Genomic DNA, 24,182 nt, shown 5'->3' on the forward strand with positions numbered 1-24,182 from the left:
TTCCCACTACCCTTGAGCGTCTCTTCCGGAAGGCGGTTATCGTTTGGCCTCAGCCAGGCTGAGGGCGCCTGTCGCCGGCGCGAACAGGGCGCTGTTCTCAGCCTGACAGGGTACCGGCGGTGCCGGTCCGCAGCTGGCGAAAGCAGAGCGGGACTACTGGCGGAGAGATTCTGCTGCCGATTTCTCCTCGGCAATCAGGGACAGCTTCTGGTCCGTGGCCTTCTCTTCTTCCAACGTATCGGCCAGGAGTTTGGCAGCAGTCGTTTCACCCAGCTGTTTCGTCAATGCTATCAACGAGCCATATGCAGCGATTTCGTAGTGCTCGACCTTTTGGGCCGCGGCGATAAGTGCGGTGTCGAGGACGGGACCCTTTTCAATCTCGTCAATCTGCTCCTGGCCTTCCGCGATCAGGCCTTCCATGGCAACGCACTTGATGCGCTTGAGCTTTATCCCGCTGGCGTCGACGACCTGGTCAAGTCTTTCAATCTGACCTTGCGTTTCCTCCAGGTGCGTTTCAAATGCCGACCGGAGACCCGGATTGGTCGACGCGCGTGCCATCCTGGGCAGCGACTTCGTCATCTGCCTTTCGGCGCTGTAAATGTCGGACAGCGAATGAATATACAGATCCTTCAGCGTCTTCGTAGTCATGGCTACTCCATCGAGTCAGTTTCGGAAACTCACCTACCGGCGAGTGCGGTGTGACGGTCAGGGCCGCAAACCACATGCCCGTGTTTTCCGCCAAAAACGTCGCTCACTCGATTCGCCGCATCCGATAAGAAACGTCGCTTGCCGCAGTTCTGTTGATGGAGCCGTAGCCGCGAGCTTCAGCAGGTTTGCAGCATCACTTCGCTTCCTGTACGTTTGCGCGGAGCTGGACCCTGTCGCCGTTTGCGCCGCTCCGCGTCTCCCGGGAACGTCCGTTGCGGCGACATAGCGCGGGCAAAGCTTCGGAATTTAGTTGCCGGGACCGCGTCTGAACTGCCTTACCTCTGGGAGACGCAATCGTGCAAATTCTTGACGCTCAAACCGGCCTGCCTCGCGTGTCATGGGGGGCCATTTTCGCGGGCGTAATAACGCACAGCCGATCACGGCGAACGACGTGAGTTCGCTACGGCAGAAGCTGCACAAATAGCACCGCGTCCCGCTAGGGATCGTCGCCCTGTAAAGGGCTGTGGAACGTCGCCTGCTTTTGCCTACCTGAAAGGGACCTCGGGCAGACGTGCGCTCGGCCGTTCTTGCTCCCTTTTGAAGCATTCGATATGAGCAGGCAGGCCGTCTGGTTCCTGCTGTTGGCGCATTGCTCCCCTTTCTCGCACCGGCGCGCGGGCCGACCATGCGTTTGCCGCTAGCCGGTGCGATGATCTCTCTCGTCGTGGGCGTGGTCAAGGGAACGCCGCCACGGCGTGGGGACGCTCGACCTAACGCGCGACGCGCACCGTATGCGGATGCTCACGGAAATCGGACTCGTCGTGTCGCTGTTCGCCATCCGCATGCACCTGCGGGCGCCCCAGCGAGACCGGCTGTCGATGCCCCATCTGCGCCTCTGCGGTCCATGACGCGTTTCAGCATTGCGCCGATGGGCGGCTTTGATGCTCGTCGAGGGCCGCGCGCTCGGCACGGCGCCCTTGCTCGGGGCCACGCCCGCAGCAGCCGACCCCCGTCGTTGCGAGCGAATTGCGCGTCAAGGGGCAGGTGACAACAAACCGGTGCGCTTCGCGCTGTCCGCGGAGCAGCCCTCAACGACACTCCGGCCGGGCACCAGTTGGTCCCATCCAGCCCAAGGCCGGCTCAGTAAGTATCGTCCCGCAGTCTTCGCGACTTTGGCAGGCAATGCGTGATGCCGAGTACAGCGAGCGAGGCAATCAGAAAGGTCGCCACCGGAAACGTGCCCGCCGTATTGACGGCAATTTCGCGCGGTCGCTCGCCGAGCAGCTGAAGCCGGCGATGTGTCATCCTGGCGCCCAGAGAGCGGAGGTCACTGGCGAGCGCCCGCTCGGCGGCCGGCAGCAACACCGTCTCTTCGTCTGCCACATGATGCGTCACCTCCCGTATCAGTTGATGGAACAGCCCATCGTAAGCGGCATTCTCCGGCCCCAGCGTGCGCAGGCTGCCGATCGTAGCCCGCATTTCGGTATGCTCGGGACGGCTCTTGCTGAGCGTTGGGTCGTCGGTCAGTACTGTGGCCAACGCCGGGTAGAAGATCTCTTCCTCGAGTTGCGCGTGGATCTCGAGAGCGGCACAGGTCGAATTAACGATGGCGCGCTTGCGCCACCCGGGGCTGTCGGCGTGATAGCGATGGAACGCTGCGAGCACATGCATATGATCCAGCCGGATCATTGAGGTAATGGTCGGAGACATCGAGGAAGCGGTGTCAGGCATGACAGTTCTCCAGAGTGCCCTGTGTGATGACGGCGCCGGACGATCAGGGTGCAGGCGGACCCGGGAAGGCCGAGTTGTAGCGATCGTCATGTTGCGCGGTGGCTTTGCCCGTGCAATCGCTTCGCCCCTATGGGGTCGATGTTGTCGGAGGAGCAAGCCGGATACCTGCCTGTCGGTGCCACTTGGACGTTGAGAATTGCTTGTGCAGCGTGTCGCTATTTCAGTCAGGCGGTGGGCGGGGAAGACCCAGGCGGGCGCGACATGCAGTTCGACATTGCGACGGAAGAGATGCGCCATCTCGAGATCATCGGGTCTATCGTCGCGATGCTCAACAAGGGGGCGAGGGGCCAGCTCGCGGAAGGCGTCGAACAGGAAGCCGAGCTTTACCGTTCGCTGACTGTAGGCGGCAACGATTCGCACCCCACGGCGCTGCTGAAGCGTTGAGGTCAATGCACACTATGGACGGCGTCGAATTCTGTCGTCACCTCAAGCGCGAAACGCCTCCTTGCGCATCTGACGCGACAGTATCGGACTCGCCTCTCGTGTACGCGAGACTTTGACGGGTCGAGCGCGACGAAGTCCTGCCTGGCCGACGATGTAGCACCTATATGGAGTTCTCTCTCTTTTCGTATGCCGCCGGAAGGCGGCGTCCTCAGGAAAACGGCGGACTGAGCTGACGATCCGGTCGCCACGAAGCATGAACCACAGTCCAACGAAAACGAGCGCCGGATACAACAGTGCAAGACGCACAAAGGACAGTACGTCGTCAGTGTCCATTTGTTCCTCCATACCTTATCCGAAAATTGCCTGGACTGACTTACCGTTCAGGTGAGTCAGTTTCGCAATCTTCAGGACGCGCGGGATTCGGGGTGAACGTGACATAGGTGATGACAGGGCATGAGCCGCCGTGGTGAGAGAGAATGCCGACGGCATAGCGGTCTCCCGTGCACCTTCGCAGCAACCCGTGTCACCAAAGCTTCTTCGGCACGCGCCCGCGCGGCCGCCTGCCGGACCTCGATAAGCGTGTCGACCTGCCTCCCTCGGACAGTTTCTGTCTGCGCGTCTGCCGGTAAACAGCACCGTGAACGATAGCGTCAGCCTTCCGGATGGGTCAGTACTCCGGGTGCGGTCACCTGCCACCATTTTCTGCCCAAGTCCATATTTGGAAATGCTTGACACCTGGGACACGTCCCATGCACTGATTCAGGAGTGCTCTGTGTCTCCACTTCTCCACTCGCGAACACATCCCTTTCAATCGTCGCCTTTCTCTGCGTGATGGTGAATCCGATGATGGGCGGTTGATAATGGTGTCGCACAGGCGCGTGCCTGTCGTCGCGTTGCGAAGGCCATCGAATATATCGGCGACCATGCGACCAACTTCGCCGAGTGCGTTGTCTACGTTGGTAAGAGTACCGATGTTCGCCATATATCCTGCGACCAGCTGGAGCGCGCTGCCTCTGACGTTGGGACCCGGGAAGGAGGGGCGACGTCCGCCAGCGTGGCGATTGTTGAAATACAGGGAATGCCGTGTAGAAACGGCAGGTGAGACGCCGCGTCACGCAGGGGGATTTCTTGTTCGAGTGGGTGCCCGAACATGAAAGCTGGCTGGCACCGAGGGCTGACAGCAAGCGAGCACTATGGAGCCGGGAGCGGTCTTGCTCCGCATTTGCTACCGGCTTCAGGGCCCCTGGAGACGTAGTGGTCGGCAGTCAGGGAACCATTCCGTGATGGTGAACTCGCTGTAGACTGCCTACGTAGGCTGCAGAAGGGTAACGGTCATGCTGGCTGGGTCAGTTTTCCGTGAAGTATTGTTGCGAATGGTCGTCGCAGTGCTTGTTGGCTGCGTCGTGGGCGTGGACCGCAATCTCCGCGGCAAACCCACCGGCGTGAAAACCTTGGGTCTGGTTGCGCTCGGCGCTTGCCTTGTAACCATGGCAGGCGCAGGGGTTGCCGTAAGCGGAGTGGGGATTGATGCGAATGCCTCTCGCGCCATCCAGGGCATCATTACTGGGATTGGATTCCTCGGTGCCGGCGTTATCGTTCATAACGGCGGCGAAGAGAAAATTCGTGGGCTTACGACCGCGGCGTCCATATGGGTAACAGCGGCGCTGGGCATCGTCTGCGGTATAGGTGCATGGTCTATTGCGCTCACAGCCACCGTGCTTCTGGTCCTGCTGCTGATCCTTGGTCGTCCGGTCGAGCGTGCGCTGCACCGGCGCTGGTTGAAACTGCCACAACAAGACCGCGATATCATTACGAGGCACGAGGAATAGGGGCCGGGCGCATCCGCCGCCGGTTGGAACTGGTCCGCGCGAAGCCGTATGCGCTCTGGGAGGCTGACGGCAGCATGGAGGGTTGCGCCGATGAGTACTGGCAGAAGGCTCGCCGCCTTGTCGAGGAAGAGCGCGGGCGCCGACAGTGCTGATGCGGCGCAGGATGCAGCGTAACCCGACGATGCGCCGGCGTGAACTACATTTGTCCCGTTTCGGCGCGGTCAGTGGGCGAGGTTCCAGTGGTTAAGCAGGCCGTAGGAACCGGTCAAATCAAGGCAGTGGACAGGAACGCCTGGATCGCGAGGCGCTCAGTCTGGGCAGCGCATCACGTAACAGCGGCGATTCGTTGCGGTTGCCCGGGGCAGAAACGAATGGTGCGATCACGTTGCAGCGGCGATCGCAGAAGGCGACCACCTTGTCGCCTTTCAGGTGTTTGTGTCCGCTGTACCCCAGGTTGTCGCCGCCCTTCTTCGCGGCAGTGGTCGTGCCGTCGCCGTGAATGACCGTGAGGTCCAGGAGCTGGTCCTGATGAAGCCTGAGCACCGAGCCTGCGAAAATCGCGTCGATGCAGCCATCGGCTTGCCTTCGCCGCAACGCCCGATAGATGCGCGTGAAGTGGATTTCAGGACGACCTTCGTCATTCTTTTCGATCGGCAGCACCTTCCACTGACAGCCCATGTACAGCAGCTGAAGGATGTAGTTGAAAATCTTGTGCAACGTCAGCGTCGGTGCCGGTCCGCGCCCGCACCGGCGGAAATTTCCTGATCGGTTCTTGCTGGTCGGCCTGAGCCAGTCGTTGTTCGGCTCAGTGCCGACAGAAGCGGTCATTCTGCGAGAGCGTGCCCCAAGGCAATCGCATAAGCATAGCGGCTACCTTCGAATGAGTGTATGTGGCAGATGCCGCCATGCTTTCCAAAGAAATACCGTCCGGGGCCAGGACGTGCCGCCTATGCGCTCGTCGACAGCAGGCCCGTCGTCTGACCGCTGGCCACCATCATCTGGGCGAGGGCATCCTGCGCGCTCTGCAGCTGAGTCGCGATCTGGCTGACCTCGGTGGTATTCGAACTCTGCGCCGCCGCGCTCAACGCGCTTTGCGCACTTTGCAACTGGGCCTTGATCGCGTTGATCTGGGCGGCGTTAGCGCCGCCCGCCGCGCTGCCGGTGCTGGACGAGACCTGCGCCAGCTGGGCTTCAAGCGACATCACCAGTGCATTCATCTCGTCGAGTTCGGTCGTCGAGGAACTGCCGGAAGACGCTGATGCACCACCCCCGCCGCCTGCGCCGCGCGAACCCGAAGTGGAGGGGGAGGGTGTCGAGCCGGACGAAGCTCCGCCCGTCGCTCCGCTCGACGACGTCGACGTACCGCCGGTCGCCCCTCCGGTCGAGGCGGGCGTGCCGGCGGCCACTGTGCTCGTCGCGGACGATGCGCCGGTGCTGCCGGCCTGCGAAGCGGACGACCCGCCAGTACCCCAGGCGGTCTCGGTCGCCGCGGCAGCAGTGAAGGACGTTGCGGCGGTTGCTGACTGAATCTGCATGGAATCGCTCGGTTGACTCGAAACGGTACATGGCGGTTTTGGCGCTGCCAGGCAATCGCCACAGGCTATCTTCTCGATAACGGCAGGCCGAATGGTTTCTGGCGCCGATTTTTCCAATATTTCGTACGGAATTGTGCGCGGGACCACTGCCAAGGCCACGACGCCGAGCCGCCGCGGCCGGCCTTGCTTGCGATCGCGGTGCCGGCTTTCCGCATGTCAATACCCAAAACACTGCGTAGCTCGACGCAGCAAGCGCGCACTGGCAGCGACCGAGCACAGCTCAGCCCCGTGCCTAAAGCTGCGCGCGATGCTATCGACGATTTGAATGGCCGTTTACGGTGCGTCTGAGCGACCGCTCCGCGTCCACGTCGGAAGTTCGGCATGAGACCGATGGACCGGGTCAAGCAGGACGTCCGGTCGCGTCCATGACGCGCAAACCACGGGAGCCGTCGGCGAACGTCAGACATCCAACGCGAAGACGACGGTCTGCGGCAACAGCGTCCGCGAGGACGTCCCCCGTTCATGGCTCAAATGCAGCGTGCCTTCCTGCAGGAGTGCCAGCGCTGACGGGTCTTCTGGGTGCGCACGGTTACGGTCCGCCGGTTCAGGAGCGTCGCGGCAATTTCGGCGTCGAACATGTTTTTTCCTCAGCGGGCAGATAAGGATGTCGGCCCGACGCATCTAGAAGTGCGTGTCTTGGCCGCCTTGAAACGCGCGATCGCGCTTGCGTTTCGACGCTCTGTTCGTTCGATGCGCCTGGTCTAACACACCGTAGGTCGAATGGACCGCTCGCTGAATATTGGATGCCTGTTCGCCCTTTGGTCCCTTTGACCGCGAAGCTTACCGTTGCCTCTCCCGAAGAGACCCGAATGTGGTCTGATTTGGCAGCAGGCGATCCACAGCTCCCCTACTTTTTACGACGAGTCGTGGATCAATCAGGCGCAATGCAGTTTTACCTCGAACCCGCCACAACTATTGTCGTTGACGGGGGGACGCTTGCGCCTGGAGCGTCGCATTGCGCGCGCAATTGCCTTGCGCGCAGGAACGGCTGTTGCTCGATTCGGTGCACGCGCGGTCCTTCCGCTCGCATTTTTCTAAGCCCGGCGGCCGGCGTCTGGTAACTGCGTCGGTCGCATCGCGCTGGATCACATAGAAGTTTTTAGCGCGGAGAAGAAATCTGAAATGGCACGACACAAGGCTGACGTGGCCGACGACGAATTCGAGATCTACGCGAGCTACCGCAGCAGGGCCGACGGCCGATATATCGGCGCGCTGAAGGTGATCCGCAAAGCCGATCGCAGACTCCTGTTTCCGTTCGACGGTGCGCCCGAGATCGGCCCCTGCGATCGCCCGGATGAAGCGCGCCGCGCCGCGATCGAGTACGGACGCGCCATCGTCGCAGCAGATCGGGCTTCGCCGGAAAGCTAACGCGTCGCGCCCCCCGACGCTCGTTCGTCTGTGACACGTCAGCCTTTCCACGGCGGTGTGCGAGCGGAGGACGCACGCTTGTCCGGCCAGGCGCGCCGCGACGCTATCGCAGCCGACCTGGGTCCAGGCCGGCAGCATGATCACTACGCTCCGACGCGACTGCCGCCCTATCCGTCTGTATACCGAGATAACACCGAGATAAAACCTTCACTATTGCGCTTACAAAACTGTCAATCCGCGTTCGGGCGGCTGCGAGCCGTCTGCTGGCGTCGGGTCGACGCCATACGATCAGAAGCCGAAATTGCCGCAAGATCGACACGATGGACTCCTGTGGCCAGATCCATTCCGGTTGAACGCGTTGCCGAGCGCTGGCGTGAGTGACGCGTCGTCGAGTGACAGAATGGGAAACCGCGATGACTCTAGATGCTGAGGCGCTCGCGCGTACGTTGCCGGTGGCATGACGGGTTTGCGCGTAACTGCAGTGACGCACTGCGTGAGTCCACATCGTCGGATCAGGATCCAGAACTTTCCGTTTTTGCGTGCGAACCTGAAGGGGCTTCAGGAGCCGCCTATGCGCAAGCGCTGATCAACGCCGGGTTAGTGTGGACTTCCGGACTTTCGTTGGGATTACTCATGAATTTTTCTGCATGGGCGCGGTGCTCGATGAAGCCCAGCGGGCAGATAATCAGGCTGCTGCTGATCTGAAAAGGGCGTTTACAAGCCGATAACTTCCTCACTGCAGCCAGAGGCAAATAGCGATCGCACTACCGCCTGCATTCACTGCGCGTTGCAGGAAGGCGCCGACCTCCTCGGTCAGGCCGGACTCGGTTTCGTAGAAATGGACGAAATGGTCGCAGTTGTCGCGCAATTCAAGGGAAAGGTCGTTGGTTGGGAGCATGGTCGACTGCCGGGGAGAACTTCACGAAGGATCAAGCCGTGACTGCAATGACGATAGTCGAGACCACCAGCGGTCGACGTCAGTCGTGCTCCGGCGAACGTTTCGCGCTTCGGCGTGAACCGGTCGGCGGCGACACGAAGCATTATCCACCACCGCCGCCCCGGCCGCGGCGGCCGTGCCGTCGGCGTCAGCTCCGTGAATCTGCCCAAATGCAAACCTAGCGCAGCGCAAGTCTCCGGAATGAGCCCGCTCCCGCGTCCGCCCCCGCCGTTCGCGTTCAGAAGCCCGGGTGGCTCTGGGTGCGTGCCGGTCGTGGTCGGGCTAGACGTTATGCGCTGGCATCCCCGCCTGCCTAGCCATGTCGCGTGTGCGGCAAGGGACGAACAGCAGCTGACATCGGGAGGCCTGGATATTGCTGTGTAATCGTGCAGTTCTTGCAAAGGGAGGACGTCATGTTCAGGGTACTCAGCATCGTGGCCCTCGCATTCAGTGTCGCGGGCTGCGTCGCTGCGCAGCCGCCGGCTTACGGGACCGGTGACGAACCGGCATACTATGCGCCGCGCACCAGTCTGGGAATCGGGATTGGAGGGGGCAGTTTCGGCGGCGGCGGTGTCGGCGGCGGAGTAGGGGTCGGCGTCGGGTTCTAGAGACCTGGCGATACAACAGGGGTGGCTGCGCAGCCGCCTGCCGGTCCACCCGGTGCGGGAATTCGACCGGCCTTCGCCATATGCGACAAAGCATGGTGAGCTTGTGCGGGAAGCAGGCAATCCGCTCCTTCCAGGGGCCCCCCGTCTCCCCCCGGATGGTGTGCTTGCCAGGTTGGCACACATGCGCGTGCCGGCAAGAGGCCGGGTACCCCTTGCAGTCACGGTTCTCCGTCAGATACCGACAGCATCTGCTCCCCGGCCAATGGTGGGTGGGCGCCCGAACGCAGGCCGGCATGGCGCTCTGGACTTCGCTGGATACCGGCCGAGTCCGGCGGAGCGTAGCCAGCGCGAAGCGGCGGGCTCGCCAGTGCATCGCTCAGTAAGCAAACTTGAGATAGGTTTCGCCGCTGTCCATTGCACCTGCGTCATCGACCTGCGGCATATGACGCAGCAGACGCTTCGCACGAGCGCCCAGGTTCTGATACACGTCGCGGGGCACATCGACGTGCACTTCGGGCCGGAAATACCAGCTTCGGCTATAGCCGATCACGGCCATTGGCCGAGGAAGCGCCGTCCGGTTGGGCGTGCCGCGATGCAAGGCCCTGACGTCCCGGATCATCACGTCGCCCAGTTCCATTTCTACCGGTTGCAGCGGCCGGGCGCCGGACCGGTATGCGATCAACGCTTCATCCGCCCGCATTCTATGCGTGCCGAGCGTGGTTTCGAACGGACCGTTCCCGAGCGTTACGTCGCACAGAGGAAAGTCGACCGCGAGCTGGAAAGAGGGCGTCTCGTCCAAACCATCGAACAGCGCAGGCGTGTCGCGGTGCACGTCCTGGTATGTTGACCCCTTCAGGGGTGTATCTGTTGCCAACTGGCACATGACCGGATCATCGCCGGCGACCCGTTCGACGATCGCCAGAATATCGGGATCGCAAAAAATCGCCTCGTCGGCGAACACGCCTGCAAAGGGCAGAGTGATGTAATGCCGGTTCTCTCCCCGCACCGCTGTCGCATTTCTTGCCAGCCGCTGGGCAAGCAGTCCGTCAAATGCCGCTCGACAGCGTGACAGCGTTTCCTTCGGGAAATGCTGCTTTAACACTACGATGCCATCACGCCCGAAGCTCTGCGCATATGCGTCGTGCTCATCATCTGAATAACGGACCATCTGTTCTCCTCAAGCCATACCCGGGCACTTCAAGCGGCGCGCAGTGCGGCGGTTCGTCAACCGGACGGGATCGACGCCACAGGTGCCACGTCTGCTTTCGATGAACACTACCCGCGCGTGCGCCGACGCTTCTTGTCTGACGCTGTGCTGATTCCATGATAGCGACCGTATCTCGTGCTCGCAATTTCCGCGGGGAACGGCCATTTTCTGGGACAAAGCGTGAAAACGCTGTGCGGAATCCTTGACGTCTGCCTGGCGACTCTGCGACCGGAGCTCTTCGTGGCAGAGGGGCCTTGGCGGGGCGTAGGCGCCGAGATAGTTCGGACATCCATTCGCATCGCGAAGGCCGTCTGTCCGTCGTTCATGTTTCGCCGCGGGATCTTGCGGAAAGGCGCTGTCCTGGCAGCCGTGTGTCCCGGCAGCGCCGCCTGCCGGAGCGCCGCTGCTACTTTCATCGTAAATGCGAAGCGCTATGGATTGCCGCAAGTGTGCGCCTACCGGTCCAATGCAGATTCTCATATGGCCCTGAGCATGACATCCCGGGCGGTGCGGCCAAGCCACGCAGTAATTCCTGAACGGGTGGCAATTCCTATCGCCTGACGTGGGCCGAGTACGATCGCGCCGGCGCACAGGGCAAGCACCAGCGCGACCCGCGGCGCACCAGCCAACGAAGCGACAATGGTGGATGCGGCATGTTCTCGTGAATTTCCGCGTGCGGCCCGAATCGATGAAGGGGTGCGGTTCGCTGCGAGCAGGGCCCCACGCGATGCAGACATGCGCAGCAAAATGGCCGTCTCAGTTTCACTGGCAGATTCGCGGCTCATTTCAGTGCCTCCCTGAGTGTGTCAAGATCGTCAAGGATTTCTCTTCGCAGAACCTGAAGCGAATGGCCTGGTTTCTGGGAACGAAAGACTGTCCGCAGATCGCCGCAAAAAGAACCGGCGCGGTCACCCGAGCGCGCCGGAGAAATGCTTCGGCCACCTTCCGAGGGTAGGGCCGAAACCCACACCTAATAAATCAGCGTAGAGTTGCTGTGCCTTGTCGTTCAGTTCCCTGGCCGTGCCGCTACCATGCGCACCGGCGTCCGGAAGCTCATCTCCGGCGTCCCGCTGTGCGTCGCCGCCGTCTTCTGGTCGAGTTCCTTCCTTCGTCGTTTCCATTGTCTGCTCCTCTGTAGTCCAGAATTTGTCCTGCGGATGTCGAGAGCGACCCTTTCCTTAACCGTTGACCTGGCTGTCGCGCGCCTGCCAACGGTTACGCAAAACTCAGGCCATTCGGGATTAACTGAAGGCGTCGCGAGACCCGTTCAGGGTTTCGCGTAACTGGACGCAGCCGGAAAGAGAAACCTGCGATTGGCTTGCCCGTCAGGCCTGAAGAAGTTTCGGCAGACGCCGATAATGCGGGAGCAGTGCATGGACCGCGGCGCAAATCGGCACCGTCTCTCAGGCGTTCATCGCCGCGCGCACGGCGTCAATACGGGCGTCATCGATCACCTCCACGCTGAGCAGCGCGTGGCCGCGGCGAACGGATTCGCGATAGTGGCCGACTTCTTCCGGTGCGTCGTCATTTCCAAAGAGGTTTTTGAAGAAATGGGCAATGCCGCCTTCATGCTTCGGGGCTTCCCCAGTGTCGGCGGCAACCGTGCGGGCGGTCGCAGGGTTGCGCAACGTATCGCGCGAGATGTCTGATCCGCTGCGGTCATCCTGCGCGTGGACGTGCATATCGGCGCGCGCAATGCCGTCCTGCGCAAGACGGTCTGACGCGCGTTGCGCGTCAGAAATGGAATCAAACAGGCCAACAATAGTCTGGGACATAACTCTTCTCCAAAAAGTGATGAGGGCGCAGAGCGCCGGGGCCGGCATGAACTTCTACCCGCGCAACGGCCGTTCCCGCGAATTATTAGTCGGCGCCATCCTCGCGCTGCCATTCCCCGTCCGCGCCGTGGCGACGCTCGACCACCAGTTCCTCGGTGTGGAGCAGGATGTTCCGGGAGGTCTGATCGACAATCTCCGTAGTGGTCACGCGAACCTCTTCCTTCAGCGTCAGCTGCATTCTGATCACCGGCACATACTCGTACACCGGAATGATGAGCGTGTCCCCCTCCTGCCGCGGAGCATCCCTGCGCTCGACGGCCCGACCAACAGGTATCCGCTCGACGGTAACTTTCTCGCTTCGCAACGAAACGGCCACGGGGTGCATATCTTCATGGACGACTGTACGAACCCGTACCGCGCCGGTTTCGATCGATTTCACGCCGACCTCAAGCTCTTCCCTAACGGCGGCCACCCGCAGTTCCTCGTCCGCGCGAATGTCAGGCGCCTCGCCTCCGACAACCGGCTTGTTCTCGGTATCACGTTCCATGGTGCTTCTCCCGTTGAAAAAGCCGGGGCAGGGCCCCGGCTCATAACGCGCGCTGGCTCGGGCTAAAGAGGGCGGCCCGGTCTCACAACGCGGCTTCGAGCGGACGCGGCATCGCCTTCCACACCCGCACCGCCCGCGTCTTCAAACGGCGGCTGATGACGGAATCCCGCGCCTCCGGAGACGGCGGCAATAATGGCGCCAACCACAAGTGCAGCGAACGAAAACCAGCTCGCACGCGCGTCCTGCTGGGCTTCGGGGCTGGACGCCGCGGATGCGGCTGAAGCGACGGCTGCCTGGACCTGCTGCTTCGCCGAATTCATGAGGTCGCCGGCGCTGCCGTTCTGATTGGCGGCCATGGCGCTCACCTTCGCGCCGGTCGACGCCACACTGCCTGCTGCGCTGACCGCGCCGGCAAGCAGGGAGGACATCCCGTACACGACCAGCAGGGTCATCACCGCCCACGATAGCAACCCGTGCAGCCAGCCAAGGACCGGCGCACACCGGCCAGCGAAGTAAGAGCCAACAAAGACAGCCAGCACGGTAGTAACGATGACCCATACGCCAGAGCCGAACCCGAACCCGTGCAGAGGATTGGGCTGCGATAACGGAGACAGCAGCGAGGCGCCGATCGCGGTGCCGAGCACGCTCATGATGAGATAGACGATCGACGACAGAATCACGCCGGCGATGACGGAGCCCCAGCAGAGGCGCGGCAGCCCATCCTGGGTGGTAAGTAGTTTCATGGCGTTTTTCCCTGATCAGGCTGAGGGCACCGTCGGAGGCGGATTATCCAGAACGGCGTGTGCGGTGAAAGCGCAAGTGCCATGCCACAATGGTGCATAGACCGCATTCCGGCGCAGGAAGAGCCTTTGCCGTGCCGGGCGGCGGGCGTCTGAGTTCCCGGATTCGAACCGCCGGCACCTGTGAGGCGGGCTTCTCACGCGGTTTACGTCTGCGATTGGCCCGGATTGTCATTGGCTGGTCGCGCGCTCGATCCCGCCTCCGGTGCATCGACGAAATCGTCTGAGTCGTTCATGCTGTCGGCTTTGGAGGGACCTCTGTCCGGGCACAGTTGCAACCGGGCCTGCTGCCAGAATTCATCCGCACGACCGTCGGGACATCCCGCCGTCTCCCACAGGCGATATGCCAGCGCGCGAAGTTCCTCTTCTGTCACTTGCGTTTCCATGTTCATCCTCACAAAGTTTTCCAACGGAACGCGCCAGTCCCTAAGACCGGGAGCCTTTCATCAGCAGTGCGAAGACTGCCCGTCGTCCTTCGGTAGCTCCTAGCTAGGAGCGCCCCCGATTAAAGAGTCGCGCGATCAGAAGGAGTATCACGGCGCCTACATGTGCGGCGAGCAGGGAGCCGATGATGCCGCTACCGGGATGAAGCCCGAAAAGTCCGCCAGCCAGCCTCCGACAGATTCGCCGATAAGGGCGCCTGCATTGCGGCCGGTTACCTGCCAGAAAATTACGGCATGTGATACAGGTTCAATTCAGTTATCCCTGGTAAGTGAACGGTCGTTATTGGGAGACGCCTTTCTTCGCGGCTACTTGCTGCGCCATCTGGTAGTGTTCCTTGATGGTCGGTAGCGCTTTCTGCGCTGCCTTGTTCAGGTCCGCGTTCTGTCCATCGGCGGCTTCCTTTTCGAACGCAGCGATCGCCTGCTTGCGACCTTCCAGGCCGACCTTCGAGATGTAGGCCTTGTCGAAATCCGCGCTCTTGAGCGGCTTCAGTGAGTCAAGTAGGACGGTGTCCGAGTTGTCTTTGGGGACCTCGACGCCGTGCGGTGCTGCCATTTTCAACTGCAAGGTAAGCTTCGTATGGTCGAGCATCATGTGGTGCGCGAACGACTTCACATCCTGGTCGCTCGAATTGCTTGTGGCGAGTCGGGAGACATCGATCTCGGTCGATGACGACATTGATGCGGCCTGCACAAAGTCCTTGTCAACAGAAGACAGGGAATTGGCCACGGTCGTTGATGCGGCCTGTGTCTGCGCAATTGCAGCGCCCTGAACGATGCAGGCGCCGGCGCAGAGGGTGCCAATCGTGGCCATTCGTTGCACGTTAAAGTTCATTGTTTTCTCCTGAGTTGGAATGAGTTTTTTCTGCCCACGCGCCTTCCAGTCGCGGCCGGCGATCGCTGCGCGCAGCCCACGTGCCCGCGGCCGCGGATCCAGGCCCAGGATTACCCCAGGCAGCACTGGCGGCCACGGACATTGTTCTGTTGGAAGTGTGATTTTTCCAACCCTGTACGTCCACCCAGTGAATCAACGGTGCAGCGCCGCACCAGCATCCGGCGACACTTGCGACGTTGGGGGCGCAAGCGCGAACATTCGAGTGTTTCTTTTCCGGCATGCAGGCGCCAGCAGTGCCTGACGCGGCCAGGTCAAGGTTGACATTGCGTCATGCCAACTGTTGATGACGACGCGGCGATGCTGAACGGCGCGGACTATTTTTCCGGATAGCGGCGCCGCACCGGGTTGTGAATGTCGCCTTATGCAGGCGCCACCCCTGCAGGTATGCCGCCGGCGTTATCGGGCGCCTTTGCCGCGAATTTATACCGTGCGCTGCGTGAGCATCGACCGGATCTCGCTTATCGCCTTGGCGGGGTTCAGCCCCTTCGGACAGACGTCAACGCAGTTCATGATTGTCCGGCAGCGGAAGAGCCGGTAGGGATCTTCCAGATTGTCCAGGCGAGCGGAGGTCGCGTCGTCGCGCGAATCGACGATGAAGCGATAGGCCTGCAGCAGCCCGGCGGGACCAACGAACTTGTCCGGGTTCCACCAGTACGATGGGCATGCGGTGGAACAGCAGGCGCATAGAATGCACTCGTACAGGCCGTCAAGCTGATCGCGCTCGGCCGGCGTCTGCAGCCGTTCACGTTCGGGCGCAGGGCTGTCGTTGAGGAGATACGGTCGCACGGAATGGTACTGTCTGAAGAAGCTTGTCATGTCGACGATGAGGTCGCGGATGACTGGCAGACCCGGCAGCGGGCGAAGCACGATCCGTTGTGGCAGTTCCTTCAGGTTAGCGACGCAGGCCAGGCCGTTCCTGCCGTTGATGTTCATCGCATCGGAGCCGCAGATCCCCTCGCGGCACGACCGGCGGTACGACAACGAATTATCAATTCCCTTGAGACGTTCCAGCACATCGAGGAGCATCCGGTCGCCCGGGCCTGGCTCGATCGTGAAATGCTGGGACCATGGATGCGCGTCCACATCGGGATCGTACCGGTAGATGTCGATTTCGCGCGTATCAGTCATGACGTATCCGGGCAAGACGAAGGTATGGCTTGCGAGCAGGATGCCGACGCGTCCCTTTTCGGGGAAGGCAGCAGATGACGCCCCGCAACGCTGAAAAGGCGTGCATGTGCCATGCCCGCCGGCTCACCGGTAAATCCCTGGTAACGCGTCGCCCGAACAGGGGAATGGCCGCTGCACGGGCACACCCCTTGCGCGGAAAAGGGTTCTTCCCAAAGGAGCCTCAAAATGTCACAGCGTAAAACAGTTGACGATCTGTTCGTTCACATGCTTTCCGACACCTAGAGCGCGGAGAAACTGTTGAGGAAAGCTCTGGCGACCCTTTCCCGCGCGCGTCGACCCGGCGCTCAGTGACGCTTTCAGGACGCTCCTTGAAGAAACACACGGCCAGGTGCAAAGAATCGATCAGGTCGTGGGAGCTTCCGGCATCCGCCTTAAAACGGATGAAGTGTGTCGCCATGGAGGGTCTCATCGAGGAAGGGCAGGAGCGTCACGGCAGCTGAGGTAAAACATTCCGCGGGTCGGGTCTGGCAAGGCCCGGGCTGGCGTCGACCCAGATACGTGCCCAGGCTGCCGACTTCATGAAGCGGACTACGGGCCTTGCGCACGTTCGACGATGGCTGCAAGAGATTCGTGCGGCAATACGTCGTACGGCGGGAGCAAAGACAGGATGGCAGGAGTTGGGGGAACGGCGCGTCGGCGGCTCCAGCGCGTCGGCTTAACGCGCCTCGTGGCGTGGCGGCCCGCTGATGGCGGGCCGTTCTTTTTGGGTGCTGAGCCCGGCGTGCAAGACGACGTTCCGGCCTGGCTTTGGACGGACCGATGACGCGCGGAGGGCTTTCGTGCGGCTCTACTGCTGTCTGCGAGGATCGGTCAGGGCGCGCCGCCGAAGCACCTCTCCACCCTTACTTCGTCTACGCCCTCAATCGAGGCGAGGCGGTAAGCCAGACGCGAGACCGCGCGAGCGGACGGCGCGGACAGCCTGATGCGTTGCGACCGGTCGCCAGGACAACGCACCTCGATAACGGATACACCTTTACTGGTGCAGATCGCGGTCTCTACTTCGACGATGCCCGCCGGCGTCAGCGAGACCAGCGTCAGCCAGACGATGATCGGCGCATCCCCGAGGTCGCTAACGTTTTGCATCGTCGCGACCATCTGCGGACCTCGACATATAGGCAGCTACGATGTCCGGAAGGTGATCGAGCAGCCATCGTCCCATCTCGAGCTCCTGGGGCAGGATCTGCTCGCAGCACTGCACGGTTTCCGCGTCGCCGACAGCACGCGCAGCGGCGATAAGCGCCGAATACGAAGCGAGCTCCGTCTGCTCGAAGACATAACCACTCATTGCTTCCCTGACGACCTCCTCAGTCATCGTCATGCCGCCGACGGCCTGCCCGAACGCCGCAATGCGGCCGGTGCGATCCTTCATCGCGGAAGGGCTGCTTCCCAGGCGGTCCAGGCATCCTTCGAGCAGGGCCTGTTGGCACAGCGTTTCCTCAAGGTGCTGGTCAATGCGTTGCCGCAGTTCCGGGTGGTGTTCGAGACGAGAGGACTGTGCCTTAAACATGCTCTCGGCCTGCTTTTCCATCGCGTACGCATCGCGCAACCAGTCGACCAGATGTTCGTTGGGCTTTGTCATGTGCTGCCTCTCACAACCGCGGTAAGGTGCGGCCGGCGTCGCTCTGGATCGGATGCCAGCGCTGCAAGGATTCGCGCAACCGCTGTTCCCGCAACGTTTCAGCGACGGCCCGCGCCTTCCAATTCAGGGTCGGAATTTCCCGGTCGATCATGGACGTATCGGCGCCGCCACCTGCGCGTGACAGCCGCACCGCATCGCATCCTTGACGTAGAGAAGTCAGAGTTTCGCCGGGACGAATGAGTTCGAGTGCCTGCACAGGCAATGTCATAGCCGCCTCCATGGTGGACTCTCTGTCGCCAGGCGCGGTGTTGAACACGCAGGCTTGTATCTCGGACCTGTTATGGGGTGCGCTGCGCTGCGGCGACGCTCGCGTTGAAGTAATGTTCAATGCGCGACAGGGCATAAATTGCTGCCGCCGAACGGATGTCCTTTCTGCTTCCGGAGAATTTCCGTGTCTCGGCGAACGTCAGTATTTCGCTTTGCCTCGTGCGGAAAGACCATGCAAAGCATTGCGTGCCCGGCGGCGGCCCACCTTCCGCTCCTCCGTCCGCCAGCCCCGTGTTCGACACGACAATATCGGCACAGCACCCTTCCTGTCTGAGCGCGCCTTCGGCCATTTCACGGGCGACTGCCTCGCTGGTAAGCCCAAACTGTTCCATTGTCGACTGCTTCACGCCTAGAAAGCCAGCCTTGCCGGAAGGGGAGTAACTCACAAACCCGACGTCGAGACACGCGCCGCTTCCCGGCACGCTTGCAAGATAAGATGCAATCTGACCCGCGGTACAGGACTCCGCTGTCGCGAGTTTGAGACCTCGGGATGACAGGAACGACACGACCTGCATGGGAATATTCATGACCGCTCCGGGTGGTTTGTCGACAGGCTGTTTCACCACACTTGAGCAAGGAGCGGTCCGGTCCGCGACTGCTGGACCCGCTTCGCTACAGCGCCGCTAACGCCAGGCCCGACCGGCGCGCGCCGCGGCCAGGCCCATCACGGACATGTCGCAACAGCACGGTGACGGCTCGGGGCACATGCTGGGGAGTGGACCGCGTTCTTTGTAGAACTAACGGGTAAGCCTTGCAATATGGACGCAGGGCCAGCGGCATGTCCCACGGACTCGAGCCTAAGGCAGCCAGTTATCCGTTGCCAGCGACGTAGTAGGCAGCGCCAGATGGCGCGTTCGGACGATGAGCGGCTTCCCTACGAGACGACCCGCCATGCCGGCGACCAGGCTGTCGTCACCGCTGTGTGTGTTCAGTACGTCGAAGTGGCGCGTCGAGCACTGGCCGGTTGTCAGCATCCACCGCGTATCGGCGCCCCCCACGCGTGCGCGCGCGATGGACCGTGAAGCCTTCGCCTTGCGAGCGGACGCCGAGTCTGCCGGTAGCACGGCAGACCAGTTCGACGCGATGACCGAGCGCACAATCGGGCTACTTCGCTCGGAGTCCGGCGCGTCGTGCTGACTGCTCCCTCGTACAATCGGCGCAGCCGCCCGGCGCCGGATGCCTCTCGCTAATGGTTTTGCGGTAACTCTGCTACACAAAGCAACTCGGATCGGCCGCGACGCGGAGTGCGTGTATGCAGAGCACTACGCCACGCGCGAACAGTCCCGGTTGTCCATCACGGAGTACCTCGCGTACTACACCACTGAACGCCTGCATTCGTCGTTGGAATACGTGAGCCCGAGTGAATTCGAGCGGCGCTGGCGCGCCGGGAATCAACGCAACGAGGAACCCGCGTCATAATGAGCGTTGAGTTACCCACCGCCGGCCGACGTCGTGGTCGTGACAGGCGACCCGCCGACCGGCCGTGGATAACTCCCGAAAGCCAGTTTATGGCGTCCACAGAATGGGTACCGCTCCACCGTGACCGTCGGAAAAGATGCGAGGAAGGGGTTCGGCGTTCATGCGACGGGACTGCCCGGCGAAATTCCGGAAAGGAATTCTCGCGCAGGGCTATGTCCTTAGCGCTCAACGGTAGGCGGCGAACCGGGTTGAGGCAAGCGGGAACGTATTTTCCAGTGCGTCGCAAGCCATCTGGGAAAAGGGCTTGCTACTCATAGGCAAGCCCCCTAACTGCGATTATTCAATGCATCGCCCTGCGGTGCTTCCTCGTCCGGGGGGGTGTCGCCTGGCGAAGGCTCTGCCGGCGTTTCTTCATCGGGGATGTCCTCGTCCGGCTCGGTACCGGGAACATCGCTTTCCGCCTCACTCTGGTCAGTCGCTTCGTCGTCCGACCCAATCCGGGTTACCCCTCCCGTCGACGGCGGGTCGCTTGCGGGAAAAGTGTCTTCGACGGCGTCGTCGACACTCGTTTCCGATTTGTCGTCCGGAGCGCGTTGCTCTGTCGGTTGATTTGCCATGGTGAACTCCTTAACGGTGTATCGGGACCGCAGCAAGCCACGTTCCGCGCCGCGTGCGCACAGGTGTGCAATCGTCGACGGCAGGACACGTACTCGATAGGAGGTCCGCCAGAGGCTCCCGAAGGCGTCCTATACACCTGTCTCAATGCGCCGCCTGAGCGTAGACGGCTCCTGCCAGTTGTTGCGGCGCTTATCGCAGCGGCCCAAGAAAGTGGAGCACTACGAAATCGCCGCATATGGCTCCCTGATAGCACTGGCTAAACAGTTGGGTGAAACAGAGTCTGTCAGACTTCTGGGCGATGCCTCCATTGACACCGCCGGGTCGGGACACGCCGGGCATACCGGTTGCGCCTTGGAGTTGTCCTGCGCCACGACTGGGTCTGGTTGCCGGCGATGTCAATTCATCACATCAGGGAGACAATCATGAAAGCAATAAGGAAAGCTGCCGTTTGTTCTGCTGTACTTCTCGCTTTGTCTAGTGCAACGTTTGCACAGGGCGCGGGAGGTGGCGGCGGTGGAGGAGCCGGTGCCGGTGCCGGCGGCAGCAGCGGCGGACAAGGGGGCGCCGGTATGAGTATGCCCAACGCTGGCGGGACGACCGGCATGACTTCCAACTCGAAGGGCTCAAGTACGACGAAGGCGCCGACCCGCATGCCGCAGAATGACCCGCATGCTAAAGGCGCATCAGATACGGCTGCATCGGGCGCGCAATGACGGCAGCTTCGCTTACTGAGGAAGGGACCCAAGCTCGATTTGCCGATGCATGCTAACGCTGGAATGTCCGGTTCGATAGGGAGCTAAGGGTATGGTTGAGAATTCACACACGCCGGTGAAATCGTCAGACGCTCCACATGAAATTTCGAAATCGAACCCCGGCACATCGGCTAGCGATGCGCCAAACGCTTCATAGGATGTTCGACCGCCGGTCAAGATGGACCGCGAACGGTTACCATCGCATTTGCTCATCTGCCGATAGTCATGCTGTCAGCCATGCCCGAACCCCGCGACGGTCCGCCCTGCTGGTCGGCGTTTTTTCGCAAGCCCGCGGACCTCGTCATGCTACTGCGCACGGTCGACACGTTTGTAGCTCAGCGCCTGGCGGCGGTCTCTGCGCAGCCTGGCGCCGAGGACCGGGCGGCTTTCCGGTGATGGCCTGTCAACCCGCGCTGCTGGCCGTAGCGCTCTCCGTTGGTCCCGGAATTGCGAGCGCGCCGCTCGAGGCCAGGGCCGGCCGGCGCTCTCCAATTATTCCTCAACCGCTGCCACCTGAACCCGGATTGGTGGCCGACGCCGGCATCGCGGCGCCGGACTTCTTATGCATCTTCTTGTGCGAAGTAGTCCCAGAGGAGGTCATGCTATTCGCCCCCGACGCACCCGACACCGTGTCAGTCGAACCACCTGCGTTCGGTTTGCTCATTCCCGTGCCTCCTTGCCCCCCGGCGGCCCCGCCACCCGCACCTTGTGCGTAGACACTCCCAGATATACCGACAAATAGTGCTGCAATCAAAAGTCCTTTCGTCACTCTCATGGCAAGTCTCCTCAAGACCGAAGCGTTCGCTGGCACCGGAAGGTGCGAGCCCGCGTCCTGATTCGCGCAATTCCCATGCCTCGTGAACGCCGCCGTCGCACATGCAGCGCTTACATGATGTGCTCCTGCGGTTTCTGGCTGCTAAGGACTGGATGCTCGTGTAGTAGCTCTCCCAAAGAAACGAACAGGGTTCAAGTGTTTGCTTCAATGTATGCGGTCCATCTATAACGTCTGGCAGTGATTGCCAGGAGCGAGGAGCATAGGTGTCCACCAATTCGAGGTGGACACCTATGGCTGACAAAGACTCAGAGTTAAGAGTAGTTCGACAGAGCCGTGATGGTCGGCGTCGCTACGACGAGACAGGTAAGCGTGCTCTGGTCGAGGCGGCACTGCAGCCCGGCGTTTCCGTTGCCCGCATGGCGCAGGAGCACGGGATAAATGCCAATCTGCTGCGCAAATGGATCACGAAATACCTGTTGGACCGGGAGAAAGGCATTGCGCCAGGACCGCAGGAGCTTGCCGCTGATCAGCACGAGCCCCCGCCTGCGGAAGAAGTGATCGACGGCGCGGCCATTGACCTTCGCGGTCCGCGCAAGGCGGCGGCCCCCACAAGTACGTCATCTGCATTCGTCTCAGTCGTTTCGGCGCCGCCGGCGTTGCCCCCCGAAGGAAGTGCCTCGGTAAGAACGTCTTTACCCTCGTCGCTGTCAATGACGCTCGCCTTGCACGTGCGTCTGTCGAACGGCGTCGAGTTCGACATCGAGGACGTGACCATCGACGAACTGGCTACTGTGATTCAGATGCTTGGGAGAATGCCGTGTTCCGGTTCGACGAGAATCTGAAGGTGTACCTGCACCGCGATGCCGTCGATTTCCGGTACGGCATGAACAGCCTGTCGATTCTCGTCGAGCAGTCGATGCGCCTGAACCCGATGGACTCCTCGCTTTATGTGTTTGGAAACCGTCGCCGCGACCGGATCAAGATCCTGGGCTGGGATGGCAGCGGCTTCTGGCTCCTGACGAAACGCCTCGAGAACGATAGATTCATATGGCCCGACCGGAAGACTGAGGTCGTGACGATGACACCTGATCTGTTACATGCGCTGCTCGACGGCGATGACATCAGCGCAATCCAGCGACATCCGAAGCGCGAGTATCTACGCGTCAGCTGAACGCGTCATCGGCGTGCCGGTCTAATCCGCATGCCGGTCCAGGTCACGATCACCGCCGACGAATTGAAAGAGCTGCTCGCTGAGCGCGATGCGGCCCGCGCGTTGCGCGAAGAACAAGAGGCCTTGCGCGGCGCCCTGCGGCTCGTGACAGCGGAACGTGATCTCGCCGAGGAACGGCTGCGTGCTTACCGTCGTGAACTGTTCGGTGCGAAAAGCGAAGCACGGGGCTCGGATCAACCCGGGTTATTCAACGAAGCCGAAGCACTCGGCGCGAACAGCGCGCCCGCCCAGGAAGACACACCGGAAACGAAGGTTGCCGCGCACGCGCGCAAGAAGCGTGGTCACCGCAAGCCGCTCGATCCCGACCTGCCGCGCGAGGTCGTGCGCCACGAACTGCCAGAAGCCGAACGCTTCTGCACTAACGACGGTCACGCACTTGTCGAGATCGGCGTTGAAACCAGCGAGCAGCTCGACGTGATTCCGGAACAGCTCCGGGTCATCCGGCACCAGCGCATCAAATATGCTTGTCCCTGCTGCGATCTCGGCATCAAGGTCACGCCGGCTCCGCTGCGCATCATTCCGCGTGGACTCCTTACCGAATCGGCGCTCGCGTGGATCGCCACCGGCAAGTACCAGTTCGGAATGCCCCTGTACCGTCAGGCAGGCCTGCTGCGGCGCTTCGGTGGCGATATCTCGTCCAATACAATCGCCGCGAGCATGGTTCGTGTCGGCGTCGCGACCCAACCGGTGATCAACCTGATGCGCGATGCACTGCTCGATGCGGATCTCATCTACTGCGACGAGACGACGTTCCAGGTGCTGAAGGAGAAGGGGCGCAAGCCTCAAACGAAGAGCTATCTCTGGTCGCAGATGACGGATTCGGGAAATCCGGTCCGCTGTTTCACATATACGCCAGGACGCGGCGCGCAGCTGGCCGACAAACTGTTCACGGGCATCCGCCGGGGCGCGGTCTTGATGACCGATGGCTACGAGCCCTATAACGGTATCGCCGAGCGATACCAGCTCGTGCATCTTGGATGCTGGGTTCATTGCCGACGTTACTTCGTCAAGGCGGAGGAAAATGTGCCGAAAGCAGCGCGCTCGCCCGATCTGCTCGCGACGCGCTTCATCAAGCTGATCGGGAAGTTGTTCGCCGCCGAGGCCCGCAGTACCACATGGGTGGCCGAGCGACGGCAACGATTGCGACGGCGGTACAGTACACGAGTGCTCGATACCATTCACAATCTGATGGCCGGGCAATCGCCCGGTGTTGTGCCCAACAACCTGCTCGGCAAGGCGCTGACCTACCTGCGCGCACAGTGGCCGAAGCTGATCCGTTACGTTGAGAATGGCGCGTGGCCGATCAGTAACAACCCCTGTCATGCCGCTAGCGGCATGACAGGGATAATGCCGCCGGTCGAATTATGCCGCGCTGGAAGCACCCAAACCACGTCGTGTGCGCTCGGACCGAGCATTGACGCGGCATAATTCTTGGGCTCTCCTTTAACTGGCTTGACGCCAGAGAA

The 24,182-nt window shown here is 61.6% G+C and carries 29 protein-coding genes and 5 pseudogenes; 14 read left to right on the forward strand and 20 right to left on the reverse strand.

Going from position 1 to position 24,182, the window contains the following annotated elements; genetic code table 11:
• Positions 1-153 precede the first annotated feature (153 nt).
• Positions 154-648, reverse strand: a complete 495-nt coding sequence (locus tag P0D84_RS39100) for a YciE/YciF ferroxidase family protein (protein WP_408347113.1) — start codon at positions 646-648, stop codon at positions 154-156.
• A 1,140-nt stretch (positions 649-1,788) separates the two neighbouring features.
• Positions 1,789-2,379, reverse strand: coding sequence for a hemerythrin domain-containing protein (locus tag P0D84_RS39105; protein ID WP_408347116.1), 591 nt, complete (start codon positions 2,377-2,379; stop codon positions 1,789-1,791).
• 204 nt (positions 2,380-2,583) lie between these two features.
• Between P0D84_RS39105 and P0D84_RS39110 the strand changes: the two are divergent.
• From P0D84_RS39110 to P0D84_RS39125, 4 genes and pseudogenes are all read left to right on the forward strand, one after another.
• A pseudogene (locus P0D84_RS39110) lies at positions 2,584-2,814 on the forward strand (manganese catalase family protein); the annotation flags it as partial.
• Between the two features lie 901 nt (positions 2,815-3,715).
• Positions 3,716-3,835: pseudogene (locus P0D84_RS39115) on the forward strand (phosphate signaling complex protein PhoU); the annotation flags it as partial.
• 322 nt (positions 3,836-4,157) lie between these two features.
• A complete protein-coding gene (locus P0D84_RS39120) occupies positions 4,158-4,652 on the forward strand; it encodes an MgtC/SapB family protein (RefSeq protein WP_408347119.1) in 495 nt (164 codons plus the stop codon).
• A gap of 23 nt (positions 4,653-4,675) precedes the next feature.
• Positions 4,676-4,804, forward strand: coding sequence for a DUF2934 domain-containing protein (locus P0D84_RS39125; protein WP_408347122.1), 129 nt, complete (start codon positions 4,676-4,678; stop codon positions 4,802-4,804).
• 118 nt (positions 4,805-4,922) lie between these two features.
• Here the strand turns inward: P0D84_RS39125 and P0D84_RS39130 are convergent, their stop codons facing one another.
• Positions 4,923-5,480, reverse strand: a complete 558-nt coding sequence (locus P0D84_RS39130; protein ID WP_408347125.1) for a transposase — start codon at positions 5,478-5,480, stop codon at positions 4,923-4,925.
• Between the two features lie 119 nt (positions 5,481-5,599).
• The gene (locus P0D84_RS39135; protein ID WP_408347128.1) at positions 5,600-5,869 is read right to left on the reverse strand and encodes a hypothetical protein; all 270 of its coding nucleotides are present in this window, start codon (positions 5,867-5,869) and stop codon (positions 5,600-5,602) included.
• A gap of 79 nt (positions 5,870-5,948) precedes the next feature.
• On the opposite strand from P0D84_RS39135, the gene P0D84_RS39140 reads away from it, so the two are divergent.
• Both P0D84_RS39140 and P0D84_RS39145 read left to right on the forward strand, forming a co-directional pair.
• Positions 5,949-6,179 (forward strand): hypothetical protein, encoded by a 231-nt coding sequence (locus tag P0D84_RS39140; RefSeq protein WP_408347131.1) that lies wholly within the window; start codon positions 5,949-5,951, stop codon positions 6,177-6,179.
• A 1,190-nt stretch (positions 6,180-7,369) separates the two neighbouring features.
• Positions 7,370-7,615, forward strand: coding sequence for a DUF6723 family protein (locus tag P0D84_RS39145; RefSeq protein WP_408347134.1), 246 nt, complete (start codon positions 7,370-7,372; stop codon positions 7,613-7,615).
• 733 nt (positions 7,616-8,348) lie between these two features.
• Here P0D84_RS39145 and P0D84_RS39150 read toward each other — a convergent pair.
• A complete protein-coding gene (locus P0D84_RS39150) occupies positions 8,349-8,513 on the reverse strand; it encodes a hypothetical protein (protein WP_408347137.1) in 165 nt (54 codons plus the stop codon).
• A gap of 452 nt (positions 8,514-8,965) precedes the next feature.
• Between P0D84_RS39150 and P0D84_RS39155 the strand changes: the two genes are divergently transcribed.
• Complete coding sequence (locus P0D84_RS39155; protein ID WP_408347140.1) at positions 8,966-9,160, forward strand: hypothetical protein; 195 nt, start codon at positions 8,966-8,968, stop codon at positions 9,158-9,160.
• 376 nt (positions 9,161-9,536) lie between these two features.
• Here P0D84_RS39155 and P0D84_RS39160 read toward each other — a convergent pair whose 3' ends face one another.
• The 9 genes from P0D84_RS39160 to P0D84_RS39200 all read right to left on the reverse strand — a co-directional run bounded on the left by P0D84_RS39160 (position 9,537) and on the right by P0D84_RS39200 (position 15,955).
• On the reverse strand, positions 9,537-10,328 hold the full coding sequence (locus P0D84_RS39160; protein ID WP_408347143.1) for a phytanoyl-CoA dioxygenase family protein: 792 nt from the start codon (positions 10,326-10,328) through the stop codon (positions 9,537-9,539).
• Between the two features lie 947 nt (positions 10,329-11,275).
• Positions 11,276-11,488: a hypothetical protein gene (locus P0D84_RS39165; RefSeq protein WP_408347146.1), complete on the reverse strand. Its 213-nt coding sequence runs from the start codon at positions 11,486-11,488 to the stop codon at positions 11,276-11,278.
• A gap of 282 nt (positions 11,489-11,770) precedes the next feature.
• Positions 11,771-12,190, reverse strand: a complete 420-nt coding sequence (locus P0D84_RS39170; protein ID WP_408347149.1) for a hypothetical protein — start codon at positions 12,188-12,190, stop codon at positions 11,771-11,773.
• A gap of 37 nt (positions 12,191-12,227) precedes the next feature.
• Positions 12,228-12,689: a DUF2382 domain-containing protein gene (locus tag P0D84_RS39175; protein WP_408347152.1), complete on the reverse strand. Its 462-nt coding sequence runs from the start codon at positions 12,687-12,689 to the stop codon at positions 12,228-12,230.
• A gap of 62 nt (positions 12,690-12,751) precedes the next feature.
• Positions 12,752-13,432 (reverse strand): hypothetical protein, encoded by a 681-nt coding sequence (locus tag P0D84_RS39180; RefSeq protein WP_408347155.1) that lies wholly within the window; start codon positions 13,430-13,432, stop codon positions 12,752-12,754.
• A 203-nt stretch (positions 13,433-13,635) separates the two neighbouring features.
• A complete protein-coding gene (locus tag P0D84_RS39185) occupies positions 13,636-13,881 on the reverse strand; it encodes a DUF2934 domain-containing protein (RefSeq protein WP_408347158.1) in 246 nt (81 codons plus the stop codon).
• Between the two features lie 97 nt (positions 13,882-13,978).
• On the reverse strand, positions 13,979-14,173 hold the full coding sequence (locus P0D84_RS39190; protein WP_408349693.1) for a GlsB/YeaQ/YmgE family stress response membrane protein: 195 nt from the start codon (positions 14,171-14,173) through the stop codon (positions 13,979-13,981).
• A gap of 39 nt (positions 14,174-14,212) precedes the next feature.
• On the reverse strand, positions 14,213-14,746 hold the full coding sequence (locus tag P0D84_RS39195; RefSeq protein ID WP_408349696.1) for a DUF4142 domain-containing protein: 534 nt from the start codon (positions 14,744-14,746) through the stop codon (positions 14,213-14,215).
• Between the two features lie 501 nt (positions 14,747-15,247).
• A complete protein-coding gene (locus P0D84_RS39200) occupies positions 15,248-15,955 on the reverse strand; it encodes a succinate dehydrogenase/fumarate reductase iron-sulfur subunit (RefSeq protein WP_408347161.1) in 708 nt (235 codons plus the stop codon).
• A 225-nt stretch (positions 15,956-16,180) separates the two neighbouring features.
• Between P0D84_RS39200 and P0D84_RS39205 the strand changes: the two are divergent.
• Positions 16,181-16,440 (forward strand): annotated as a pseudogene (locus P0D84_RS39205) (YciE/YciF ferroxidase family protein); the annotation flags it as partial.
• Positions 16,441-16,825: 385 nt separating this feature from the next.
• On the opposite strand, the gene P0D84_RS39210 reads toward P0D84_RS39205, so the two are convergent.
• The 4 genes from P0D84_RS39210 to P0D84_RS39225 are packed head-to-tail and all read right to left on the reverse strand — an operon-like array spanning position 16,826 to position 18,448.
• Positions 16,826-17,098 (reverse strand): hypothetical protein, encoded by a 273-nt coding sequence (locus tag P0D84_RS39210; protein WP_408347164.1) that lies wholly within the window; start codon positions 17,096-17,098, stop codon positions 16,826-16,828.
• The gene (locus tag P0D84_RS39215) at positions 17,085-17,594 is read right to left on the reverse strand and encodes a ferritin-like domain-containing protein (RefSeq protein WP_408347167.1); all 510 of its coding nucleotides are present in this window, start codon (positions 17,592-17,594) and stop codon (positions 17,085-17,087) included. Before P0D84_RS39215 ends, P0D84_RS39210 begins: the two co-directional genes overlap by 14 nt.
• Positions 17,595-17,604: 10 nt before the next feature.
• Positions 17,605-17,910 (reverse strand): hypothetical protein, encoded by a 306-nt coding sequence (locus P0D84_RS39220; protein WP_408347170.1) that lies wholly within the window; start codon positions 17,908-17,910, stop codon positions 17,605-17,607.
• A 22-nt stretch (positions 17,911-17,932) separates the two neighbouring features.
• A complete protein-coding gene (locus P0D84_RS39225; RefSeq protein ID WP_408347173.1) occupies positions 17,933-18,448 on the reverse strand; it encodes a CinA family protein in 516 nt (171 codons plus the stop codon).
• A 364-nt stretch (positions 18,449-18,812) separates the two neighbouring features.
• Between P0D84_RS39225 and P0D84_RS39230 the strand changes: the two genes are divergently transcribed.
• Together P0D84_RS39230 and P0D84_RS39235 are read left to right on the forward strand one after the other, a co-directional pair.
• Positions 18,813-19,058 carry a hypothetical protein gene (locus P0D84_RS39230; protein WP_408347176.1) on the forward strand — a complete coding sequence of 82 codons (246 nt, stop codon included), beginning with the start codon at positions 18,813-18,815 and terminating at the stop codon, positions 19,056-19,058.
• Between the two features lie 111 nt (positions 19,059-19,169).
• A complete protein-coding gene (locus P0D84_RS39235; RefSeq protein WP_408347179.1) occupies positions 19,170-19,340 on the forward strand; it encodes an IS3 family transposase in 171 nt (56 codons plus the stop codon).
• A 326-nt stretch (positions 19,341-19,666) separates the two neighbouring features.
• Here P0D84_RS39235 and P0D84_RS39240 read toward each other — a convergent pair whose 3' ends face one another.
• Positions 19,667-19,957 carry a hypothetical protein gene (locus tag P0D84_RS39240; RefSeq protein WP_408347182.1) on the reverse strand — a complete coding sequence of 97 codons (291 nt, stop codon included), beginning with the start codon at positions 19,955-19,957 and terminating at the stop codon, positions 19,667-19,669.
• Positions 19,958-20,140: 183 nt separating this feature from the next.
• Here P0D84_RS39240 and P0D84_RS39245 point away from each other — a divergent pair.
• Positions 20,141-20,252, forward strand: a pseudogene (locus P0D84_RS39245) (DUF892 family protein); the annotation flags it as partial.
• 957 nt (positions 20,253-21,209) lie between these two features.
• On the opposite strand, the gene P0D84_RS39250 reads toward P0D84_RS39245, so the two are convergent.
• A complete protein-coding gene (locus tag P0D84_RS39250) occupies positions 21,210-21,374 on the reverse strand; it encodes a hypothetical protein (RefSeq protein WP_408347185.1) in 165 nt (54 codons plus the stop codon).
• Between the two features lie 401 nt (positions 21,375-21,775).
• Between P0D84_RS39250 and P0D84_RS39255 the strand changes: the two genes are divergently transcribed.
• The 3 genes and pseudogenes from P0D84_RS39255 to tnpC all read left to right on the forward strand — a co-directional run.
• Positions 21,776-22,327 carry a transposase gene (locus P0D84_RS39255; protein ID WP_408347188.1) on the forward strand — a complete coding sequence of 184 codons (552 nt, stop codon included), beginning with the start codon at positions 21,776-21,778 and terminating at the stop codon, positions 22,325-22,327.
• Complete coding sequence (tnpB, locus tag P0D84_RS39260) at positions 22,303-22,656, forward strand: IS66 family insertion sequence element accessory protein TnpB (RefSeq protein ID WP_408347191.1); 354 nt, start codon at positions 22,303-22,305, stop codon at positions 22,654-22,656. The genes P0D84_RS39255 and tnpB overlap by 25 nt, the downstream gene beginning before the upstream one ends.
• Positions 22,657-22,686: 30 nt before the next feature.
• Positions 22,687-24,045 (forward strand): annotated as a pseudogene (gene tnpC / locus P0D84_RS39265) (IS66 family transposase); the annotation flags it as partial.
• Positions 24,046-24,182 lie beyond the last annotated feature (137 nt).

Source organism: Paraburkholderia sp. RL17-337-BIB-A (assembly GCF_046025895.1).
In the GTDB taxonomy this organism is placed as follows: Bacteria; Pseudomonadota; Gammaproteobacteria; order Burkholderiales; family Burkholderiaceae; genus Paraburkholderia; species Paraburkholderia fungorum_C.

Excerpts from the sequence above, each read along its gene's own strand:
- P0D84_RS39185 (WP_408347158.1), bottom strand. The coding sequence starts at position 13,881 with ATGAACATGGAAACGCAAGTGACAGAAGAGGAACTTCGCGCGCTGGCA.
- P0D84_RS39170 (WP_408347149.1), bottom strand. The coding sequence starts at position 12,190 with ATGCCGGCCCCGGCGCTCTGCGCCCTCATCACTTTTTGGAGAAGAGTT.
- P0D84_RS39175 (WP_408347152.1), bottom strand. The coding sequence starts at position 12,689 with ATGGAACGTGATACCGAGAACAAGCCGGTTGTCGGAGGCGAGGCGCCT.
- P0D84_RS39250 (WP_408347185.1), bottom strand. The coding sequence starts at position 21,374 with ATGAGCAAACCGAACGCAGGTGGTTCGACTGACACGGTGTCGGGTGCG.
- P0D84_RS39195 (WP_408349696.1), bottom strand. The coding sequence starts at position 14,746 with ATGGCCACGATTGGCACCCTCTGCGCCGGCGCCTGCATCGTTCAGGGC.
- P0D84_RS39240 (WP_408347182.1), bottom strand. The coding sequence starts at position 19,957 with ATGGCAAATCAACCGACAGAGCAACGCGCTCCGGACGACAAATCGGAA.
- P0D84_RS39120 (WP_408347119.1), top strand. The coding sequence starts at position 4,158 with ATGCTGGCTGGGTCAGTTTTCCGTGAAGTATTGTTGCGAATGGTCGTC.
- P0D84_RS39130 (WP_408347125.1), bottom strand. The coding sequence starts at position 5,480 with ATGACCGCTTCTGTCGGCACTGAGCCGAACAACGACTGGCTCAGGCCG.
- P0D84_RS39180 (WP_408347155.1), bottom strand. The coding sequence starts at position 13,432 with ATGAAACTACTTACCACCCAGGATGGGCTGCCGCGCCTCTGCTGGGGC.
- P0D84_RS39255 (WP_408347188.1), top strand. The coding sequence starts at position 21,776 with ATGGCTGACAAAGACTCAGAGTTAAGAGTAGTTCGACAGAGCCGTGAT.
- P0D84_RS39200 (WP_408347161.1), bottom strand. The coding sequence starts at position 15,955 with ATGACTGATACGCGCGAAATCGACATCTACCGGTACGATCCCGATGTG.
- P0D84_RS39150 (WP_408347137.1), bottom strand. The coding sequence starts at position 8,513 with ATGCTCCCAACCAACGACCTTTCCCTTGAATTGCGCGACAACTGCGAC.
- P0D84_RS39145 (WP_408347134.1), top strand. The coding sequence starts at position 7,370 with ATGGCACGACACAAGGCTGACGTGGCCGACGACGAATTCGAGATCTAC.
- P0D84_RS39105 (WP_408347116.1), bottom strand. The coding sequence starts at position 2,379 with ATGCCTGACACCGCTTCCTCGATGTCTCCGACCATTACCTCAATGATC.
- P0D84_RS39100 (WP_408347113.1), bottom strand. The coding sequence starts at position 648 with ATGACTACGAAGACGCTGAAGGATCTGTATATTCATTCGCTGTCCGAC.
- P0D84_RS39225 (WP_408347173.1), bottom strand. The coding sequence starts at position 18,448 with ATGAATATTCCCATGCAGGTCGTGTCGTTCCTGTCATCCCGAGGTCTC.
- P0D84_RS39215 (WP_408347167.1), bottom strand. The coding sequence starts at position 17,594 with ATGACAAAGCCCAACGAACATCTGGTCGACTGGTTGCGCGATGCGTAC.
- P0D84_RS39210 (WP_408347164.1), bottom strand. The coding sequence starts at position 17,098 with ATGCAAAACGTTAGCGACCTCGGGGATGCGCCGATCATCGTCTGGCTG.
- P0D84_RS39230 (WP_408347176.1), top strand. The coding sequence starts at position 18,813 with ATGCCGGCGACCAGGCTGTCGTCACCGCTGTGTGTGTTCAGTACGTCG.
- P0D84_RS39160 (WP_408347143.1), bottom strand. The coding sequence starts at position 10,328 with ATGGTCCGTTATTCAGATGATGAGCACGACGCATATGCGCAGAGCTTC.
- P0D84_RS39165 (WP_408347146.1), bottom strand. The coding sequence starts at position 11,488 with ATGGAAACGACGAAGGAAGGAACTCGACCAGAAGACGGCGGCGACGCA.
- P0D84_RS39135 (WP_408347128.1), bottom strand. The coding sequence starts at position 5,869 with ATGAATGCACTGGTGATGTCGCTTGAAGCCCAGCTGGCGCAGGTCTCG.
- P0D84_RS39155 (WP_408347140.1), top strand. The coding sequence starts at position 8,966 with ATGTTCAGGGTACTCAGCATCGTGGCCCTCGCATTCAGTGTCGCGGGC.